General features: G+C 61.6%; 17 protein-coding genes and 1 tRNA gene. 11 read left to right on the top strand and 7 right to left on the bottom strand.

Features of this window, described 5'->3' with window-relative positions:
* The first annotated feature begins 9 nt into the window (after nucleotides 1-9).
* Complete coding sequence (locus QQL85_RS23545; RefSeq protein ID WP_284356930.1) at nucleotides 10-702, top strand: hypothetical protein; 693 nt, start codon at nucleotides 10-12, stop codon at nucleotides 700-702.
* A gap of 823 nt (nucleotides 703-1,525) precedes the next feature.
* Here the strand turns inward: QQL85_RS23545 and QQL85_RS23540 are convergent.
* Nucleotides 1,526-1,615: transfer RNA gene (locus QQL85_RS23540), tRNA-Ser, on the bottom strand.
* Nucleotides 1,616-1,870: 255 nt separating this feature from the next.
* Here QQL85_RS23540 and QQL85_RS23535 point away from each other — a divergent pair.
* The 8 genes from QQL85_RS23535 (at nucleotide 1,871) to QQL85_RS23500 (ending at nucleotide 7,658) form a co-directional block, all read left to right on the top strand.
* Nucleotides 1,871-2,542, top strand: coding sequence for a Bax inhibitor-1/YccA family protein (locus QQL85_RS23535; RefSeq protein ID WP_003251184.1), 672 nt, complete (start codon nucleotides 1,871-1,873; stop codon nucleotides 2,540-2,542).
* A 203-nt stretch (nucleotides 2,543-2,745) separates the two neighbouring features.
* On the top strand, nucleotides 2,746-4,125 hold the full coding sequence (locus tag QQL85_RS23530; RefSeq protein ID WP_284356931.1) for a nucleobase:cation symporter-2 family protein: 1,380 nt from the start codon (nucleotides 2,746-2,748) through the stop codon (nucleotides 4,123-4,125).
* Between the two features lie 97 nt (nucleotides 4,126-4,222).
* On the top strand, nucleotides 4,223-4,615 hold the full coding sequence (gene tusD, locus QQL85_RS23525; protein WP_284356932.1) for a sulfurtransferase complex subunit TusD: 393 nt from the start codon (nucleotides 4,223-4,225) through the stop codon (nucleotides 4,613-4,615).
* 1 nt (nucleotide 4,616) lies between these two features.
* A complete protein-coding gene (tusC, locus tag QQL85_RS23520) occupies nucleotides 4,617-4,976 on the top strand; it encodes a sulfurtransferase complex subunit TusC (protein WP_284356933.1) in 360 nt (119 codons plus the stop codon).
* Complete coding sequence (gene tusB, locus QQL85_RS23515) at nucleotides 4,976-5,272, top strand: sulfurtransferase complex subunit TusB (RefSeq protein WP_284356934.1); 297 nt, start codon at nucleotides 4,976-4,978, stop codon at nucleotides 5,270-5,272. The genes tusC and tusB overlap by 1 nt, the downstream gene beginning before the upstream one ends.
* Entirely contained in the window at nucleotides 5,269-5,604 is a 336-nt protein-coding gene (locus QQL85_RS23510; protein ID WP_284356935.1) for a TusE/DsrC/DsvC family sulfur relay protein, read from the top strand. The genes tusB and QQL85_RS23510 overlap by 4 nt, the downstream gene beginning before the upstream one ends.
* Nucleotides 5,601-6,602 carry a glycosyl transferase family protein gene (locus QQL85_RS23505; protein ID WP_284356936.1) on the top strand — a complete coding sequence of 334 codons (1,002 nt, stop codon included), beginning with the start codon at nucleotides 5,601-5,603 and terminating at the stop codon, nucleotides 6,600-6,602. The genes QQL85_RS23510 and QQL85_RS23505 overlap by 4 nt, the downstream gene beginning before the upstream one ends.
* 96 nt (nucleotides 6,603-6,698) lie before the next feature.
* Nucleotides 6,699-7,658 (top strand): glutathione S-transferase family protein, encoded by a 960-nt coding sequence (locus QQL85_RS23500; RefSeq protein WP_284356937.1) that lies wholly within the window; start codon nucleotides 6,699-6,701, stop codon nucleotides 7,656-7,658.
* 33 nt (nucleotides 7,659-7,691) lie between these two features.
* Here QQL85_RS23500 and cysG read toward each other — a convergent pair whose 3' ends face one another.
* The 6 genes from cysG to QQL85_RS23470 all read right to left on the bottom strand — a co-directional run bounded on the left by cysG (nucleotide 7,692) and on the right by QQL85_RS23470 (nucleotide 15,351).
* Nucleotides 7,692-9,083: a siroheme synthase CysG gene (cysG, locus tag QQL85_RS23495; RefSeq protein WP_284356938.1), complete on the bottom strand. Its 1,392-nt coding sequence runs from the start codon at nucleotides 9,081-9,083 to the stop codon at nucleotides 7,692-7,694.
* A complete protein-coding gene (gene serS / locus QQL85_RS23490; protein ID WP_284356939.1) occupies nucleotides 9,084-10,364 on the bottom strand; it encodes a serine--tRNA ligase in 1,281 nt (426 codons plus the stop codon).
* Nucleotides 10,365-10,394: 30 nt separating this feature from the next.
* Nucleotides 10,395-10,769: a fluoride efflux transporter CrcB gene (gene crcB, locus QQL85_RS23485; protein WP_284356940.1), complete on the bottom strand. Its 375-nt coding sequence runs from the start codon at nucleotides 10,767-10,769 to the stop codon at nucleotides 10,395-10,397.
* Complete coding sequence (locus QQL85_RS23480) at nucleotides 10,766-12,091, bottom strand: replication-associated recombination protein A (RefSeq protein ID WP_028613325.1); 1,326 nt, start codon at nucleotides 12,089-12,091, stop codon at nucleotides 10,766-10,768. The genes crcB and QQL85_RS23480 overlap by 4 nt, the downstream gene beginning before the upstream one ends.
* Before the next feature lie 12 nt (nucleotides 12,092-12,103).
* Entirely contained in the window at nucleotides 12,104-12,727 is a 624-nt protein-coding gene (gene lolA, locus QQL85_RS23475) for an outer membrane lipoprotein chaperone LolA (protein ID WP_284356941.1), read from the bottom strand.
* 62 nt (nucleotides 12,728-12,789) lie between these two features.
* On the bottom strand, nucleotides 12,790-15,351 hold the full coding sequence (locus tag QQL85_RS23470; RefSeq protein WP_434482171.1) for a DNA translocase FtsK: 2,562 nt from the start codon (nucleotides 15,349-15,351) through the stop codon (nucleotides 12,790-12,792).
* Between the two features lie 348 nt (nucleotides 15,352-15,699).
* Here QQL85_RS23470 and aat point away from each other — a divergent pair, with 348 nt between their 5' ends.
* Together aat and QQL85_RS23460 are read left to right on the top strand one after the other, a co-directional pair.
* Nucleotides 15,700-16,380 (top strand): leucyl/phenylalanyl-tRNA--protein transferase, encoded by a 681-nt coding sequence (gene aat, locus QQL85_RS23465; RefSeq protein ID WP_284356943.1) that lies wholly within the window; start codon nucleotides 15,700-15,702, stop codon nucleotides 16,378-16,380.
* Nucleotides 16,381-16,436: 56 nt separating this feature from the next.
* The gene (locus QQL85_RS23460; protein WP_284356944.1) at nucleotides 16,437-17,144 is read left to right on the top strand and encodes an arginyltransferase; all 708 of its coding nucleotides are present in this window, start codon (nucleotides 16,437-16,439) and stop codon (nucleotides 17,142-17,144) included.
* The last annotated feature ends 10 nt before the right edge of the window (nucleotides 17,145-17,154 follow it).

The raw sequence follows: 17,154 nt of genomic DNA, 5'->3' as shown, positions 1-17,154 counted from the left end.
GGAGAGTTAATGAAACGCGAAACGAAAAGAATTTCCTCAGTGAAGCGGTCTACGTTCGATAAATATGTGGCGGAGAGATCCGCCCATATCGAATTAATCATCGAACAATCGTTACGCCTTGTGAGCGCAAAAAATTTTAGCAACCTCACGGACTACTGCAAATCATTGGCAGCAGTAGTCTCAGATATCCGCGCGGCAAAAGCGGGTGATCCGACGACCCCGTTTTTTAACAAGACAGTAAGGCCGTTTAGCTATGTGACATTGCTGCGCAATGAAAAATATCGTCAAATCGTACAGGGAATGTACGATCACAGCAGGCAAGTTCTGGAGCAGCCTCAGGCAATCTCCGAGGATGCTTCGATTAAGATCGCTAGCCTTCAAGGCCAAATTAACTTGCTGAAGGACAGGTTGAGCGGGACGAAGACCGATGGTGGCTCGAATGCTTTAGCCGATGCCGAAGCTCAGACGAACATAGTGAAACTATCAGAGTTTTTAATCGAAACACTCAGAGCATATACAGAGATGAGAAAATTATTAAGCAATGCTTTGAAGCTAATCAGCGAACCTACGGCGAAGTACCCAATTATTGGACTTTATTGCTCATACGGACTGATCGCTGAAGCTGAAGCGTTGCAGAAAATCGAGGAAGGGCGAAACTTTGTTGATAAACTTGCACGCTCCCTAAATCTGGCGGGCGATTAATAATTTATCTGTAGCCACGCACGACCTAAATTTTTGGTAGTACGTTTGTGCATCAACTCGCAGCTCACCCAGAATCGCTCAAGGCTTAAAGCGCCTGGGAGGCTAAGACAGCCCTGCATTCTGTCATAGCTGCACTACACACGCTTCATGAGCTATATGAAGCACGTGAGCGCAGCAACTGACAGTGTCGAAGTTCTATCACTAACAACCGCTTCGTCCACTTTTGTACGTACGAGTGCGACGCTGTTGCAGCCCCCTCCGCCAAACTTGCCCTATCTCAGGGACGCTCTACCCCCACGCCGCTGCTCAACCTTCCGACCCACCTCCAGATCTACTCGCGGAGATAGCTGCGAGCATGAAGCTGCAAGGGGACGTGCTGCATTCCTAGCGAGAATGGCACCGCTACCTCGCCCACAACTCAATTGCCGGGAACTGATGTCCTGGTACCTATCCAGAACACCGAGCACTGCCGCCAGCTCATTCAGCTCCGAGCGCTCACCGAAGCCTACACACCCGGGTCGATACTCCTTACACGTAGCGACGGCCAGGCAACCACCAGCTAGGTTTTTAGCTTACCCAAGCCTGCTCAGCTTTGTGAGGCCTAAGGGGAACAGAGACTTTGATGGTCGAGTGCACCCTAAAATCAACTCCCAAAGCATGCAGTTGGGTGATTACGATCTCAATAGGGTGCAATGGGGTGCAGTAGCATGCATCTGGCTGACTGCACACTTAATAGGCGCTCGTGATCGCGCCTGTCAGAGGTCGAATTTCGAGCAACAAAAAAGGGCTCCAGATTTCTCTGAGCCCTTTATTTACTGCGATTTGGCGGGGAACCAGGGATTCGAACCCTGGGAACGCTCTCACGTTCGCCGGTTTTCAAGACCGGTGCATTCAACCACTCTGCCAATTCCCCGGATGCATCTGGAATACTGACTGAAGCATGCAGCTGGGATTGGCCTTAGATAAGAACTCTAGGATAGTTGCCCATCGACGGTTTTCAAGACCGTTGCCTTAAACCACTCGGCCACGCTTCCAGCTTGTTTTGCGGGCGCCATCATACCGTAATGAAACACGCTGTCAAACTCTCTGTGTCGCGGGTTGCGGGAGCTCTGATAGACTCCTAGCATCTGAACGTTCGAAACCACAGGTTTTACCAAGGAGTGTCGCCATGCGCGAACAGGATTACGCCGTACACCACGGCCAGCAGGTCGAGCAGCAGGAGATCAGCAAGGTCCTGCGCAACACGTACAGCCTGCTGGCACTTACCCTCGCCTTCAGCGGTGTCATGGCTTTCGTGGCCCAGCAGATGCGCGTCGGCTACCCGAACGTGTTCGTGGTGCTGATCGGCTTCTACGGGCTGTTCTTCCTTACCAACAAACTGCGTGATTCGGCATGGGGCCTGGTGTCCACCTTCGCCCTCACCGGCTTCATGGGCTTCATCCTCGGCCCGATCCTCAACCGCTACCTGGGCATGGCCGGTGGCGCTGAAGTGGTCAGCTCGGCGTTTGCCATGACTGCGCTGGTGTTTGGCGGCCTGTCGGCCTATGTGCTGATCACCCGCAAGGACATGAGCTTCCTCAGTGGCTTCATCACCGCGGGCTTCTTTGTTCTGCTGGGTGCTGTTGTTGCCAGCTTCTTCTTCCAGATCAGCGGCCTGCAACTGGCGATCAGCGCGGGCTTCGTGCTGTTCTCGTCGGTGTGCATCCTGTTCCAGACCAGCGCGATCATTCATGGTGGCGAGCGTAACTACATCATGGCGACCATCAGCCTGTATGTATCGATCTACAACCTGTTTGTCAGCCTGCTGCAGCTGTTTGGCATCATGGGTCGTGATGACTGATTGATTAGTGTGTGGGAAAGCCCGCTTCGGCGGGCTTTTTTGTGCGCGTTGCTCCGCCCCGAATGCACGCCCAATAACTGACTAAAAAGTCAGATAATTAGGCATATGGTCGCCGATCATGCCGCCATCGTGCTTTTCTCTACCGCAATCCCTCATCACCCCGTAGAATGCGCTCCTTTTTTATTCCGGGGCAGCTTTCAGCAATGAGCTCACACGAACACAGCCCAGGCGCGGCGGCGCCTGCCAATGAACTGGTGCTTGGCCTTGAGGACAAGCCACGGCTGGTGATCGGCCTGCTGGCTGCCCTGCAGCATCTGTTGGCGATCATCGTGCCGATCGTCACCCCGGGCCTGCTGATCTGCCAGGCGCTGGGTGTTTCGGCGCGTGATACCAACCTGATCGTTTCCATGTCGTTGGTGATATCGGGTATTGCCACCTTCGTTCAGTGCAAGCGCTTCGGGCCGTTTGGCGCCGGGCTGCTGATCGTTCAGGGCACCAGCTTCAACTTCGTCGGCCCACTGATTGCCGGCGGTGCGCTGATGGTCAAGCAGGGCACGCCGGTAGAAGGCGTAATGGCGGCTATCTTCGGCGTAGTGATCGCGGGCTCGTTCGTGGAGATGGGCGTGTCGCGCATCCTGCCGTTCGTCAAACGCCTGATCACCCCACTAGTGACCGGTATCGTGGTGCTGATGATCGGCCTGACGCTGATCAAGGTGGGCTTGATCAGCATGGGTGGCGGCTTTGGCGCCATGGCCAACGGCACCTTCGCCAATGGCGAGAACCTGCTGCTGTCGGGCGTGGTGTTGGCGATTATCGTGATCCTCAACCGCGTCCCCGTGGTGTGGATGCGCAGCTGCGCCATTGTCATCGCCCTGGCGGTCGGCTATGCACTGGCCGGTTACATGGGCCGCCTGGACTTCACCGGCATGCACGAAGCCGCGCTGTTCCAGGTGCCGATGCCGCTGCACTTTGGCTTGAGCTTCTCGTGGGCGCTGTTCATTCCGATGCTGGTGATTTACCTGGTGACTTCGCTGGAAGCCATTGGTGACGTTACCGCCACCAGCAAAGTGTCGCGCCAGCCGGTCGAAGGGCCGGTGTGGATGCAACGGATCAAGGGTGGCGTGCTGGTAAACGGCGCCAACTCGCTGTTGGCCGGTTTGTTCAACACCTTCCCTAGCTCGATCTTTGCGCAGAACAACGGCGTGATTCAGTTGACCGGCATCGCCAGCCGCCATATCGGTATCTGGATTGCTGTAATGCTGGTGCTGCTCGGGTTGTTCCCTAGCGTTGCCGGGGTAATTCAAGCAGTGCCAGAGCCGGTGCTGGGTGGTGCGGCCATGGTGATGTTCGGTGCGGTTGCGGCTTCGGGTATCAATATTCTGGCCAGCACCCGCCTGGACCGCCGTGCCCTGCTGATCATTTCTGTGTCCCTGGCCCTCGGACTGGGCGTGGCGCAGGTGCCAGAGTTCCTGGCGCACATGCCGGCGGCGATTCGCAATGTGCTGGAGTCAGGTGTGGCTACCGGTGGTATCTGTGCCTTGGTGCTGAACTGGTTCCTGCCGGAGAGCAAGGAACAAGCTTAAGCGCGTCAGACCGGCACAGAGAGCCCGCCCCGCCATGCACAAGCGGGCGCGGGCTTTTTTGCTTTATCATGGCACCATTCCTTTGCATGAGTTACCCATGAAATTCGCTATCGCGGTGTTCTCTCCGGCCCACGCGCCCTCCTCGCGGCGCGCCCTGCGCTATGCCGAGGCGGTGCTGGCCGGCGGGCATGAGATTGCCCGGTTGTTCTTCTATCAGGACGGGGTGCACAGCGCCTCGACCAACGTGGTCGCGCCCCAGGACGAAGTGGACGTGGCAGCCCAATGGCGTGCCTTTATCGACTCTAACCAGCTGGATGCCGTGGTATGCATCGCCGCCGCCCTGCGACGTGGCGTGCTCGACGAAGCCGAGGCTAACCGCTACCAGCGACCGGCCGTGAACTTGCCCAAACCCTGGGAACTGTCGGGGCTTGGCCAATTGCACGAGGCCGCGCAGGTGGCCGACCGCCTTGTCTGCTTCGGAGGCGACTGAAATGGCCAAATCCTTGTTGATCATCAGCCGCCAGGCCCCGTGGAACGGCCCATCCGCCCGCGAAGCGCTGGATATCGCCCTGGCCGGGGGCGCGTTCGATCTGCCACTGGGCATGCTGTTCCTCGACGATGGCGTGTTCCAACTTGCGCCAGACCAGCAACCCGCAGCCGTGCAGCAGAAGAACCTGGCCGCCAACCTGCAAGCACTGCCAATGTTCGGCGTTGAAGAATTGTTCGCCTGCAGCCACAGCCTCACCCGCCGCGGCCTGGCACCCGACACCCTGGCGCTGCCGGTGCAAGTGCTCGATGACGCGGCCCTGTCGGCGCTGATCGCCCGTTTCGACCAGGTGGTAACGCTCTGATGACGACCCTGCATGTAATTGCCCACTCCCCGTTTGGCGACGAGCGCCTGGCCAGCTGCCTGCGCCTGCTCGGCACCGACGACGCGCTGCTGCTGTGCGGTGATGCGGTGTATGCCTTGCGCAGCGACAGCGAGCCGCACCACCTGCTGCAAGCCGCCCACCTGACCGGGCGCCTGTACGCCCTTGAAGAAGACGTGCAGGCACGCGCGGTCGACAATGACCTGGCCAAGGCCGTGGACTACGCCGGTTTCGTCGAGCTGTCGCTGCACTACGACAAGGTCAACAGCTGGCTATGAATACGCTCAACATTGGTGATCAGGCGATCGCCCTGGACAAGGACGGCTTTCTGGTCGACCTGCAAGACTGGTCCCACGCCGCCGCCGAGGCCTTGGCCGAGCGCGAGGGCATCCCGTTGACCGCGGACCACTGGGAAATCCTCGTACTGCTGCGCCAGTTCTACGAGGAATACCAGCTGTCCCCGGCCACGCGCCCGCTGATCAAGTACACAGCCCTGAAGCTGGGCCCGGAAAAGGGCAACAGCCCGCACCTGAACCGCCTGTTCAACGGCACCCCCGCCAAACTTGCCGCCAAGCTGGCGGGCCTGCCCAAGCCGACCAACTGCATATGACCGAACCTCGCCCTTTAACACTGGAAACCCCGGCCGAACACCCGTTCGCCGAATTCGTGCGCATTCTCGGCAAAGGTAAGCGCGGCGCGCGCGGCCTGACCCGCGAAGAAGCCCGTGCCGCCATGACCCTGCTCCTGGAAGGCAAGGTCGAAGACACCCAGCTGGGTGCCTTCCTGATGCTGCTGCGCCACAAGGAAGAAAGCGCCGAAGAGCTGGCCGGTTTCACCGAGGCCCTGCGCGCCCACCTGCAAGCACCGAGCATTGCGGTGGACCTGGACTGGCCCACCTACGCCGGCAAGAAGCGCCACCTGCCCTGGTACCTGCTGGCAGCCAAGTGCCTGGCTGGCAATGGCGTGCGCATCCTGATGCACGGCGGCGGTGCGCACACCGCCGGGCGCATGTACAGCGAGCAGTTGCTCGAGCTGCTGCAGATCCCGCTGTGCCGCGACTGGGCCGCCGTCGGCAATGCCCTCGACCAACAGCAACTGGCATTCTTCCCGCTGCACGATTGGGCGCCGCAGTTACAGCGCATGATCGACCTGCGCAACACCCTGGGCCTGCGGTCGCCCATCCACTCACTGGCCCGAGTGCTTAACCCGCTGGGCGCACGCTGCGGCCTGCAGAGCATCTTCCACCCCGGTTACCAGGCGGTACACCGCGAGGCCAGCCGCCTGCTGGGCGACCATGCCGTGGTGATCAAGGGTGATGGCGGCGAGATCGAGGTCAACCCCGATGTCATCAGCCACCTTTACGGCACCACGTCAGGCGACGCGTGGGATGAAGAGTGGCCAGCGCTGAGCGAGCGCCGCCATGTGAAACCGGCCACCTTGCAGGCCGAGCACTTGCTAGCATTCTGGCGTGGCGAGGTCGAAGACAGCTATGGCGAGAAGGCCCTCATCGCCACCATGGCCCTGGCATTGCGTGGCTTGGGACAAGACCGCGAGCAGGCGTTCGCAACAGCCCAAAGCTATTGGGATACGCGAAACAAATCGATTTAATCGATCATATAACCCGGTTATTTGCGCTATTTATTCGAACGATTTGGCCTAGACTGGGCTCCAACGACAAACATCTTTGTTCCGAGGAGCTCACTCATGGGCCTTTTGATCGACGGCCGCTGGCATGACCAGTGGTATGAAAACGGCAAGGACGGCACGTTCAAGCGTGAAAACGCCCAACGCCGCAATCAGCTGCCCGCCCCCGAAGCCGGCCGATACCACCTGTACGTCTCACTGGCCTGCCCATGGGCCCACCGCACCTTGATACTCCGCGCCCTCAAAGGCCTGGAGCCCTTGATCGACGTGTCGGTGGTCAGCTGGCTGATGCAGGACCACGGCTGGACCTTCGATGTGCAACAAGGCTCTACGGGCGATCACCTCGACGCACTGGAGTACCTGCACCAGCGCTACACCCAGGATGACCCGCACTACACCGGCCGCGTGACCGTACCCGTGCTGTGGGACAAGAAAGAGAAGCGCATCGTCAACAATGAATCGTCGGAGATCATCCGTATCTTCAACAGCGCGTTCAACGCGCTGACCGGCAATACGCTGGACCTGTACCCCGAACCACTGCGCCCCGCAGTCGAGGCGCTGAACGAGCGCATTTACCCGGCGGTGAACAACGGCGTATACCGCGCAGGCTTTGCCACCACGCAAGACGCCTACGAGGCGGCCTTCGACGATGTGTTCAACGAACTGGATTATCTGGATGACTTGCTAAGCCGCAATCGCTACCTGGCCGGTGAGTACCTGACCGAGGCTGATGTACGCCTGTTCACCACGCTGGTGCGCTTCGATGCAGTGTACCACGGGCACTTCAAGTGCAACCTGCGCCGCCTGAGCGACTATCACAACCTGTCGAACTGGCTGCGTGAGCTGTACCAGTGGCCAGGGGTGGCGGCTACGGTGGATATGGAGCATATCCAGAAGCACTATTACATGAGCCACAAGACCATCAACCCGACCGGGATCGTGCCTAAAGGGCCGTTGCAGGATTTCAACCTGGCGCATGATCGCGAGCGATTGGCGGGCAAGGGGATTTGGCAGGCTTGAGATAGCCGGGGCTGCTGTGCAGCCCCGGCGATTTCAGCTGTTTTGCGAACCTTCGAACCAGGCCAGCTTTTCACGCAGTTGCACCACCTCCCCCACAATCACCAGGGTCGGCGCATGCACTTCATGCCGGGCCACCAAGTCTGGCAAATCCGCCAGGGTACCGGTGAATACCCGCTGATTACGCGTAGTGCCCTGCTGAACCAACGCAGCCGGCGTACTGGCCGCCCGCCCATGGCGAATCAGCTCGGCACAGATGGTCGGCAAACCCACCAAGCCCATGTAGAAGACCAGGGTCTGCGCAGGCGCTACGAGATCATCCCACGGCAGGTTGCTGGTGCCATCCTTCAGGTGCCCGGTCACGAAGCGCACCGACTGGGCGTAGTCACGGTGAGTCAGCGGAATCCCGCCATACGCGGAACACCCGCTGGCCGCCGTAATGCCCGGCACCACCTGGAACGGAATGCCATGCTCGGCCAGCTCTTCGATCTCTTCGCCACCCCGGCCGAAGATGAACGGATCGCCCCCCTTCAATCGCAGCACACGCTTGCCCTGCTGAGCCAAATCAACCAGCAGGCGGTTGATCTGGTCCTGCGGCACGGCATGATCGGCGCGGCGCTTGCCCACATAGATGCGCTCGGCATCACGCCGGCACATTTCGATGATGGCAGGTGCAACCAGGCGGTCGTACAGCACCACGTCGGCCTGCTGCATCAGGCGCAAGGCGCGGAAGGTGAGCAAATCCGGGTCGCCCGGCCCCGCACCGACCAAGTACACCTCACCGCCCTGCTGCACCGGCGCGCCGTCTACCATCGCCTGCAACAGGCGTTCAGCCTCGGCGCCCTGCCCGGCCAGCTGGCGCTCGGCAATCGGCCCCTGGAACACGGTTTCCCAGAAGCCGCGGCGCTGGTTGACGTCCGGATACAAGGATTTCACCTTGTGCCGGAAGCGCGCTGCCAGCCCGGCCAGCTCACCATAGGCCGACGGAATCCAGGCCTCCAGCTTGGCGCGAATCAAGCGCGCCAGTACCGGGGCATCACCGCCGCTGGACACCGCAATCACCAGCGGTGAGCGGTCGACAATCGCCGGGAAGATCACCGTACACAGCGCTGGCGCATCCACCACGTTGACCGGCAGGCTGAGGGCCTGCGCATCCGCCGACACCTGGGCATTCAGCCCAGGGTCGTCGGTCGCCGCGATCACCAGCCGGCAGCCGGCCAAGTCGGCGGCCTGATAGCCACGCACCAGCACCTCACCGCCACCTTCCCGGGCCAACGCGGCCAGTTGGCCGTCGACATCCGGCGCCACCACGCGCAGCACGCCACCGGCATCCGCCAGCAGACGCGCCTTGCGCAAGGCAATCTCACCGCCACCGACGACCAGCACGCGGCCGCCCTGCAGCTTGTGGAACAGCGGCAGGTAATCCATTTAGCGGATGACCTCGACACCACCCATGTACGGCTTCAGCACTTCTGGCACGCGGATCGAACCGTCGGCCTGCTGATAGTTTTCCAGCACGGCAACCAGGGTACGGCCTACGGCCAGACCGGAACCGTTAAGGGTGTGCACCAGTTCTGGCTTGCCGGTTTCCGGGTTACGCCAGCGGGCCTGCATGCGGCGCGCCTGGAAGTCGCCGCAGTTGGAGCACGAGCTGATTTCGCGGTACTTGTCCTGGCTCGGCACCCACACTTCCAGGTCGTAGGTTTTCACTGCGCCAAAGCCCATGTCGCCGGTGCACAGGGCCAGCACGCGATAAGGCAGCTCCAGCAGTTGCAGCACGCGCTCGGCGTTGCCGGTCAGGCCTTCCAGGGCCTCCATCGATTTGGCCGGTTCCACCACCTGTACCATCTCGACCTTGTCGAACTGGTGCTGGCGAATCATGCCGCGGGTGTCACGGCCAGAAGCACCGGCCTCGCTGCGGAAGCACGGGGTGTGGGCAACCAGCTTCAGCGGCAGCTGCTTCGCGTCGAGGATTTCACCCGCTACCAGATTGGTCAGCGACACTTCGGCAGTTGGGATCAGGTAGAAGTCAGCCTCACCTTCGCGGGTGATCTTGAACAGGTCTTCCTCGAACTTCGGCAGTTGGCCGGTGCCCTGCAGGGCCGGAGCCTGCACCAGGTACGGGGTGTAGTGCTCCTCGTAGCCGTGCTCGCCGGTGTGCAGGTTGATCATGAACTGCGCCAGGGCACGGTGCAGGCGGGCGATCGGGCCACGGAGCACGGCAAAGCGGGCGCCAGACAGCTTGGCGGCGGCTTCGAAGTCCAGGCCACCGCTGACTTCGCCCAGGGCGACGTGGTCCTTGATTTCGAAGTCGAAGGCCTTCGGCGTGCCCCAGCGGCGCACTTCGACGTTGTCGTCTTCGCTGGCACCGACCGGTACGCTGGCGTCCGGCAGGTTGGGGATGGTCAGCAGGATGCCGTCCAGTTCGGCCTGGATGGCGTCCAGTTCAGTCTTGCCGGCAGCCAGTTCGTTAGCCATACGCTCGACATCGGCCATCAGCGGCGCGATGTCTTCGCCCTTGGCCTTGGCCTGGCCGATGGACTTGGAACGGGCGTTACGCTCGGCTTGCAGCTGCTCGGTGCGGGTCTGCACCGCCTTGCGGCGCTCTTCCAGTGATTCGATGCGCGCGACATCCAGGCTAAAGCCACGGGAGGCCAGGCGTTCCGCCACTTCCTGAAGTTGGCCGCGTAACAGTTTGGAATCGAGCATATCGTTCTCTCGTTATAGGTAGGTGTTGGTTCAGAATCGGGTCAGGGACAAGCCAGCCCAGGTGGCGAGCAGCCCGCCCACCACGCTGATACTGGTATAGCCCAAGGCAAGGGGCACCTGCCCGCTTTCCATCAGGCGCACGGTATCGAGCGAGAAGGAGGAAAAAGTCGTCAGCCCCCCGAGGAAGCCGACAATCAGGCCAGCGCGCAATTCGACCGGCGCCAGCGGCTTATGCAAGAACAAGCCATAAAGCAGGCCGATCAGCAGGCAGCCAACCAGGTTGACCGCCAGCGTACCGGCATAGAAGTGCCGTGACCAGTGGGCTGCTACCCAGTTGGCAGTAGCAAAGCGCAACAAGGTACCAGCGATACCACCCGCGCTGACTGCGGCAATCAATGCAATCACGGCTTTCTCCGCTGGCGGGGGCTGTTGCGGTCGAGATCGGCCAGGTGGCGCAGCTTCTCGCCAATTTTCAGTTCCAGGCCACGCGGCACTGGCTGGTAGTACTGACGCGGTTCCAGCTCATCGGGGAAGTAATCCTCACCGGCAGCGTAGGCGTCGGGTTCATCATGGGCATAGCGATACTCGTCGCCATAGCCCAGCTGTTTCATCAGCTTGGTCGGGGCGTTGCGCAGGTGCAGCGGCACCTCCAGCGAGCCGTGCTCGGCCGCTTCGCGCAGGGCGGTCTTGAAGCCCATGTACACCGCGTTGCTCTTCGGCGCGCAGGCCAGGTAAGTGATGGCCTGAGCCACCGCCAGCTCGCCTTCGGGGCTGCCGAGACGCTCTTGCACGTCCCACGCGGCCAGGCACAAGCTGAGCGCACGCGGGTCGGCGTTGCCGATGTCCTCGCTGGCCATGCGCACCACGCGGCGGGCGATGTACAGCGGGTCGCAGCCGCCGTCGAGCATGCGCGCAAACCAGTACAAAGCGCCATCCGGGTTGGAGCCGCGCACCGACTTGTGCAGCGCCGAGATCTGATCGTAGAACGCCTCACCGCCCTTGTCGAAACGGCGGCGGCTGTCACCGAGCAGGCTCTGCAGCATCTCGACATCGATCTCGCTGCCGTCTTCAGCCAGGTCCGAAGCGTTTTCGAGGAAGTTGAGCATGCGCCGGCCATCGCCATCCGCGGCGGCCATCAGCATCTTGAAGGCGTCGTCGCCCACCCGCAGGTTGCGCTTGCCCAGGCCACGCTCTTCGGTCAGCGCACGGTTGACCAGCTTGCGCAGCGCCGCCTCGTCCAGGCTCTTGAGCACATACACCCGCGCCCGCGACAACAGTGCGTTGTTCAGCTCGAACGACGGGTTTTCGGTGGTGGCGCCGATGAACAGCAGGGTGCCGTCTTCCACATAGGGCAAAAAGGCATCCTGCTGCGACTTGTTGAAGCGATGCACTTCATCGACGAACAGAATGGTGCGACGGCCATACTGGCCGGCCTGCTGCTTGGCCACTTCGACGGCCTGGCGGATTTCTTTCACCCCGGCCAGTACCGCCGACACGGTTTCGAAGTGTGCGTCACAAAACTGCGCCAGCAGCCGCGCCAGGGTGGTCTTGCCCACCCCTGGCGGCCCCCAGAAGATCATCGAGTGCAGCGCCCCCTGCTCCAGCGCCTCGCGCAGCGGTTTGCCGCGTGCCAGCAGGTGCTCCTGGCCGACGTACTCGTCCAGGTTGGACGGGCGCAGGCGGGCGGCCAGGGGCTGGGCGACGGGTTCGCTTCGAAACAGGTCCATGACGAGCTCTGGTTACTCCTTGATCACGTCCGCGCCTTTGGGGATGTCGAACTTGAACGTGCTGTCCGGCACCGCCTGGTTGGCCTTGACGCCATTGAACAGGATGTTGGTGCGCTGGCCGACGCTGTCGATCAGCTGCATGTCATTGATCAGGCCCTTGCGGAACGACACGCGCAGCGAGTCGAACAAGGTGTCCTTGGTCTTCGGCTTGAGGGTGAAGTCCATCACTTCGCCCTGCTCCTTGGAGGCGATATCAAAGCTCTGGCTGATCTTCGACACGTCACCGGACAACAGCAAGGCCGGGGTCTGGTTCAGACGCACATCGAGCTTCTTGATGGTGGCCTGTTCCAGGTCGGGGTCCCACAGGGTGACGTTCTTGCCGTCCGACACCACTACCTGCTCCTGCGGTGCATCGGTGTGCCAGTAGAACAGACCCGGGCGCTTGACCGTCATCTTGCCCGAGGTTTCCTGCAGGCTGGTGCCATCGGCGCCCAGGGTCAGCTGGGAGAAGTTGGCCTCGATGGTCTGCGACTTTTCCAGCAGCTGGGTCAGGCGTTGTACGTCTTGCTCACCGGCATAAGCAGTAACCGAGCCCAGGGTCAGGGCAGAAACCAACAGCATGCGAATCGCGCGCATGGGAATCCTCATTGAGCATTGAAAAGGCCGGGCGCCACCGTTGGCGCCCGGCAAGGTGTTCATCAGTCGCGCGGGCCGCCCGGGGCAATCACTTCCCGCGAGCCGTTGCTGTTCATCGGGGTGACCACGCCGGCCATTTCCATGGCTTCGATCATGCGGGCGGCGCGGTTGTAACCGATCTTCAGCTTGCGCTGCACAGCCGAGATCGACGCACGGCGGCTTTCCAGCACGAATTGCACGGCCTCATCATACAGGGCGTCGCTTTCAGAATCTTCGCCATCGCCACCACCGCTGCCACCGTCGAAACCGCTGCCGGCCTCTTCGACACCGTTGAGGATGTCGTCGTTGTAATCCGGCGCACCGCGCAGCTTCCACGCTTCGACCGTGCGGTGCACCTCGTCATCGGAAACGAACGCGCCGTGCACGCGAATCGGCAGGCTGGTGCCCGGCGGCATGTACAGCATGTCACCGTGGCCCAGCAACTGCTCGGCGCCACCCTGGTCGATGATGGTCCGCGAGTCGATCTTGCTCGACACCTGGAACGCCATGCGGGTCGGGATGTTGGCCTTGATCAGGCCGGTGATCACGTCCACCGACGGGCGCTGGGTGGCGAGGATCAGGTGGATACCGGCTGCCCGCGCCTTCTGGGCGATACGGGCGATCAGCTCTTCGACCTTCTTGCCGACGATCATCATCATGTCGGCGAATTCGTCGACCACCACCACGATGGTCGGCAGGGTTTTCAGCGCGGGCGGCTCGTCGTCCATGCTCTCACGACGGTACAACGGGTCATGGATGATTTCGCCGGCTTCCTGGGCGTCCTTGATCTTGCGGTTGAAACCGGCCAGGTTACGCACGCCCATGGCCGCCATCAGCTTGTAGCGCCGCTCCATCTCGGCCACGCTCCAACGCAAGGCGTTGGCGGCGTCCTTCATGTCGGTGACCACCGGACACAGCAGGTGCGGAATGCCTTCGTAGATCGACAGCTCGAGCATTTTCGGGTCGATCATGATCAGCCGCGCATCTTCCGGGCCGGACTTGAACAGGATCGACAAAATCATCGCGTTCACACCCACAGACTTACCAGAACCGGTGGTACCGGCCACCAGCAGGTGCGGCATCTTGGCCAGGTCGGTGATCACCGGCTTGCCGCCGATGTCGTGGCCCAGGGCAAGGGTGACCGGCGATTTCTGCTCGTCGTACTGCGGCGTGGCCAGCACTTCGGAGAAGCGCACCATCTGCCGGTTTTCGTTGGGGATCTCGATACCCACGGTGGTTTTGCCAGGGATGACCTCGACCACCCGCACACTGGTCACGGCCAGCGAACGCGCCAGGTCCTTGGCCAGGTTGGCGATGCGGCTGACCTTCACGCCAGCGGCCGGCTGGATTTCGTAACGGGTAATCACCGGGCCCGGGTGGATCGAGTCCACCGCCACTTCCACCCCGAACTCCTTGAGTTTGATTTCCAGCAGTTGGCCGACACCGGCCAGGGATTCTGGCGAGTACTCGATCTTCTTCTGCTCGGCCGGGTCGAGGATGGAGATCGACGGCAAGGTACCTTCCACCGCGCTGTCGATGAACAGCGGTGTCTGCTTCTCCTTCATCACCCGCTTGCTCGGTTCCGGGGCCTTGTCAGCTGCCGGCGGCACGATGGTCGGGGCGGTGTGCTGTACGCGGGGCACTGCTGTTTCACGCGGCACCACCGGCTCACGGGCAACCTCACGTGGCGGAACGATCGGTTCGCGGCCCAGGGTCGGCTCACGTGGCTCGACAACCGGGGCGGGCGCTTCTTCACGCTTGAAGATACGCTCGCGCAGTGCCGGCTTGGCCGGCTCACGTTTCTCAGCGGCCATCGGCGAGGCCTTGAGCACCGGTTCATCCTCACGCAGCTGCGCCTCCAGGCGTTTGCGCTCGTTGCGTGCTTCCCACCAGCGGTTGGCGGCGCCCTGCACCAGTTCGAACAGGTCGAGGGTGATCTTGCCGGTCAGGTCCATCACCTTGAACCACGACAAATCGGTGAACACGGTCAGGCCGAACAGGAACAGGGCAATGAACATCAGCGTGCTGCCCTGCACGTTCAACAGATTGCGCGCCAGGTCGCCCAGGCTTTCGCCCAGTGCACCACCAGCGGAAAACGGCAGGCTGGCCGGCGGGTGGAAGTGGATATGCGCCAACGCCGCCCCGGACAGCACCAGGAACACCAGGCCGATCAGCCGCCAGGAGAACAGCCAGCCGCTCCAGTCCCACGGCTGGTGGCGTTCACGGAAAATCTGCCAGGTCTTGACCGCCAGCAGCAGCGGGAAGATATAAGCGAAGTAACCCAGCACCATGAACAGGATGTCGGCGAAGTAGGCACCGGCACGCCCGGCGGCGTTCTGCACCTGGTCGACGGTGGCGGTGTGGCTGAAGCCTGGGTCCGACGTGTCGTAAGTCAGCAGCGCCATCCACAGGTACAGGCACAGGGCGCCGACAGCGATCAACGCACCTTCCTTGAGGCGATAATGCAGCTGCTGCCGCCACAGGGGCACGGGCAAGGGAGCTGGGGTTGCGGTGGATTTCTTCAAAACGCGTCTATTCCTGCGCGTGCTGCGCGTCCAATAGTGATCGGCCGGCGGTGCGGCCAATGAACCACTACTTTTAACATTACTGCCCGCCCACTGCCATGACGGCACGCCGTAAGGCACTTGAGTGGGGGCGACTTTCGTATGACTGCAATTTGAGCACGCATTTTCTTTTGTGACAAAGGCTTATGCTGTGTTTTTGCACAGGTGTGACAGCAAATGTAGCGGATGGTGCCTGTGGTTTCATGAATGTGTAGGAAATTGCCTAAATTCATCGCCTGTGCCGGCCTCTTCGCGGGCAAGCCCGCGCCTACAGCGTGTGCAGGCCTTGAGGAATGAGCCCAAAGAGATTGACCCTGCTTTTTACCCGCGCCATGCTGCCCTCTCCCCTCCCCCACCGCACGATAGACCATGCTCACCTGGCTAACCCGCGACTCGCTGACCTTCCCGCCTCTGGAAAAGGCCCTGCACGACCCCAACGGCCTGCTGGCAGCCGGCGGCGACCTTACCCCCGAGCGCCTGGTGCAGGCCTATCGCCATGGCTGCTTCCCGTGGTATCAGGACGGCCAGCCGATCCTGTGGTGGTCACCCGACCCACGCACGGTGCTGCTGCCCGAGCAGCTGCATGTGTCGCGCTCGCTGTCCAAGCTGATGCGCCAGGGCCGCTACCAGGTCAGCTTCGACACCGACTTCCCGGCCGTGATCGCCGCCTGCGCCGCGCCACGTGACTACGCCGACGGCACCTGGATCACCGACACCCTGCGCAACGCCTACTGCGAACTGCACCGGCGCGGCATCGCCCACTCGGTGGAGGTGCGCCAGGACGGCGAACTGGTTGGCGGCCTGTACGGCCTGGCCATGGGCCAGTTGTTCTTCGGCGAGTCGATGTTCAGCCGCGCCGACAACGCCTCCAAGGTCGGCTTCGTGACCTTGGTCAACCACCTGCGCCAGGCCGGCTTCGTGCTCATCGACTGCCAGATGCCGACCAACCACCTGCACAGTTTGGGCGCCCATGCCATCAGCCGCACCGAATTCGCCGGCTACCTGGCACGCCACCTCGACCAGCCCAACAGCGCCACATGGGTTGCCTAGGCGAGTTCCTGTAGCTGGCTTACACTTAAAACAAAGTCTCACCGAGGGGGTTGATCATGACAGAGTTGGCGCGGTTGAAGTTCTATGCCACTCAGCCCCACTCCTGCAGCTACCTGCCCGAGGAGCAGGCAACCACGCTGTTCCTCGACCCCAGCCAGCCGATGGACGTGAACGTGTACGCCGACCTGTCGGAAATGGGCTTTCGCCGCAGTGGCGACCACCTGTATCGCCCGCACTGCCAGAACTGCAATGCCTGCGTGCCGGCGCGCATCCCGGCGGCGCGCTTTATCCCCAATCGCCAGCAACGGCGCATCCTCAAGCGCAACGCCGACCTGACCGTGACCGCAGCGCGCCCAACGTTCAAGGAAGAGTACTTTGATCTGTACCGGCGCTATATCGAAACACGCCACGCCGACGGTGACATGTACCCACCCAGCCGCGACCAGTTTTCCACCTTCCTGGTGCGCGACCTGCCGTTCTGCTGGTTCTACGAATTCCGTCTGGAAGGCCGCTTGATGGCGGTGGCCGTGTGCGACCTGCTGCCCAACGGCCTGTCGGCGGTGTACACCTTCTACGAGCCGGACGAGGAGCGCCGCAGCCTGGGCCGTTTTGCCATCCTGTGGCAAATCACCGAAGCCCTGCGCCAGGACCTGGAGGCGGTATACCTGGGTTACTGGATCAAGAACTGCAAGAAAATGAACTACAAGACGCAGTATCGGCCTATCGAGCTGCTGATAAATCAGCGCTGGGTCACCCTCAACTGAAAGCATTGGC

It is taken from the genome of Pseudomonas putida (genome assembly GCF_030159595.1).
GTDB classification, from domain to species: Bacteria; Pseudomonadota; Gammaproteobacteria; order Pseudomonadales; family Pseudomonadaceae; genus Aquipseudomonas; species Aquipseudomonas putida_AC.
Note: the sequence above shows the minus strand (reverse complement) of the source record. Positions and strands in the feature narration are given on the sequence as shown.

What these genes read in the sequence shown, in the direction of transcription:
- QQL85_RS23545 (WP_284356930.1), top strand. Translation starts at nt 10, where the DNA reads ATGAAACGCGAAACGAAAAGAATTTCCTCAGTGAAGCGGTCTACGTTC.
- QQL85_RS23535 (WP_003251184.1), top strand. Translation starts at nt 1,871, where the DNA reads ATGCGCGAACAGGATTACGCCGTACACCACGGCCAGCAGGTCGAGCAG.
- QQL85_RS23530 (WP_284356931.1), top strand. Translation starts at nt 2,746, where the DNA reads ATGAGCTCACACGAACACAGCCCAGGCGCGGCGGCGCCTGCCAATGAA.
- tusD (WP_284356932.1), top strand. Translation starts at nt 4,223, where the DNA reads ATGAAATTCGCTATCGCGGTGTTCTCTCCGGCCCACGCGCCCTCCTCG.
- tusC (WP_284356933.1), top strand. Translation starts at nt 4,617, where the DNA reads ATGGCCAAATCCTTGTTGATCATCAGCCGCCAGGCCCCGTGGAACGGC.
- tusB (WP_284356934.1), top strand. Translation starts at nt 4,976, where the DNA reads ATGACGACCCTGCATGTAATTGCCCACTCCCCGTTTGGCGACGAGCGC.
- QQL85_RS23510 (WP_284356935.1), top strand. Translation starts at nt 5,269, where the DNA reads ATGAATACGCTCAACATTGGTGATCAGGCGATCGCCCTGGACAAGGAC.
- QQL85_RS23505 (WP_284356936.1), top strand. Translation starts at nt 5,601, where the DNA reads ATGACCGAACCTCGCCCTTTAACACTGGAAACCCCGGCCGAACACCCG.
- QQL85_RS23500 (WP_284356937.1), top strand. Translation starts at nt 6,699, where the DNA reads ATGGGCCTTTTGATCGACGGCCGCTGGCATGACCAGTGGTATGAAAAC.
- cysG (WP_284356938.1), bottom strand. Translation starts at nt 9,083, where the DNA reads ATGGATTACCTGCCGCTGTTCCACAAGCTGCAGGGCGGCCGCGTGCTG.
- serS (WP_284356939.1), bottom strand. Translation starts at nt 10,364, where the DNA reads ATGCTCGATTCCAAACTGTTACGCGGCCAACTTCAGGAAGTGGCGGAA.
- QQL85_RS23480 (WP_028613325.1), bottom strand. Translation starts at nt 12,091, where the DNA reads ATGGACCTGTTTCGAAGCGAACCCGTCGCCCAGCCCCTGGCCGCCCGC.
- lolA (WP_284356941.1), bottom strand. Translation starts at nt 12,727, where the DNA reads ATGCGCGCGATTCGCATGCTGTTGGTTTCTGCCCTGACCCTGGGCTCG.
- aat (WP_284356943.1), top strand. Translation starts at nt 15,700, where the DNA reads ATGCTCACCTGGCTAACCCGCGACTCGCTGACCTTCCCGCCTCTGGAA.
- QQL85_RS23460 (WP_284356944.1), top strand. Translation starts at nt 16,437, where the DNA reads ATGACAGAGTTGGCGCGGTTGAAGTTCTATGCCACTCAGCCCCACTCC.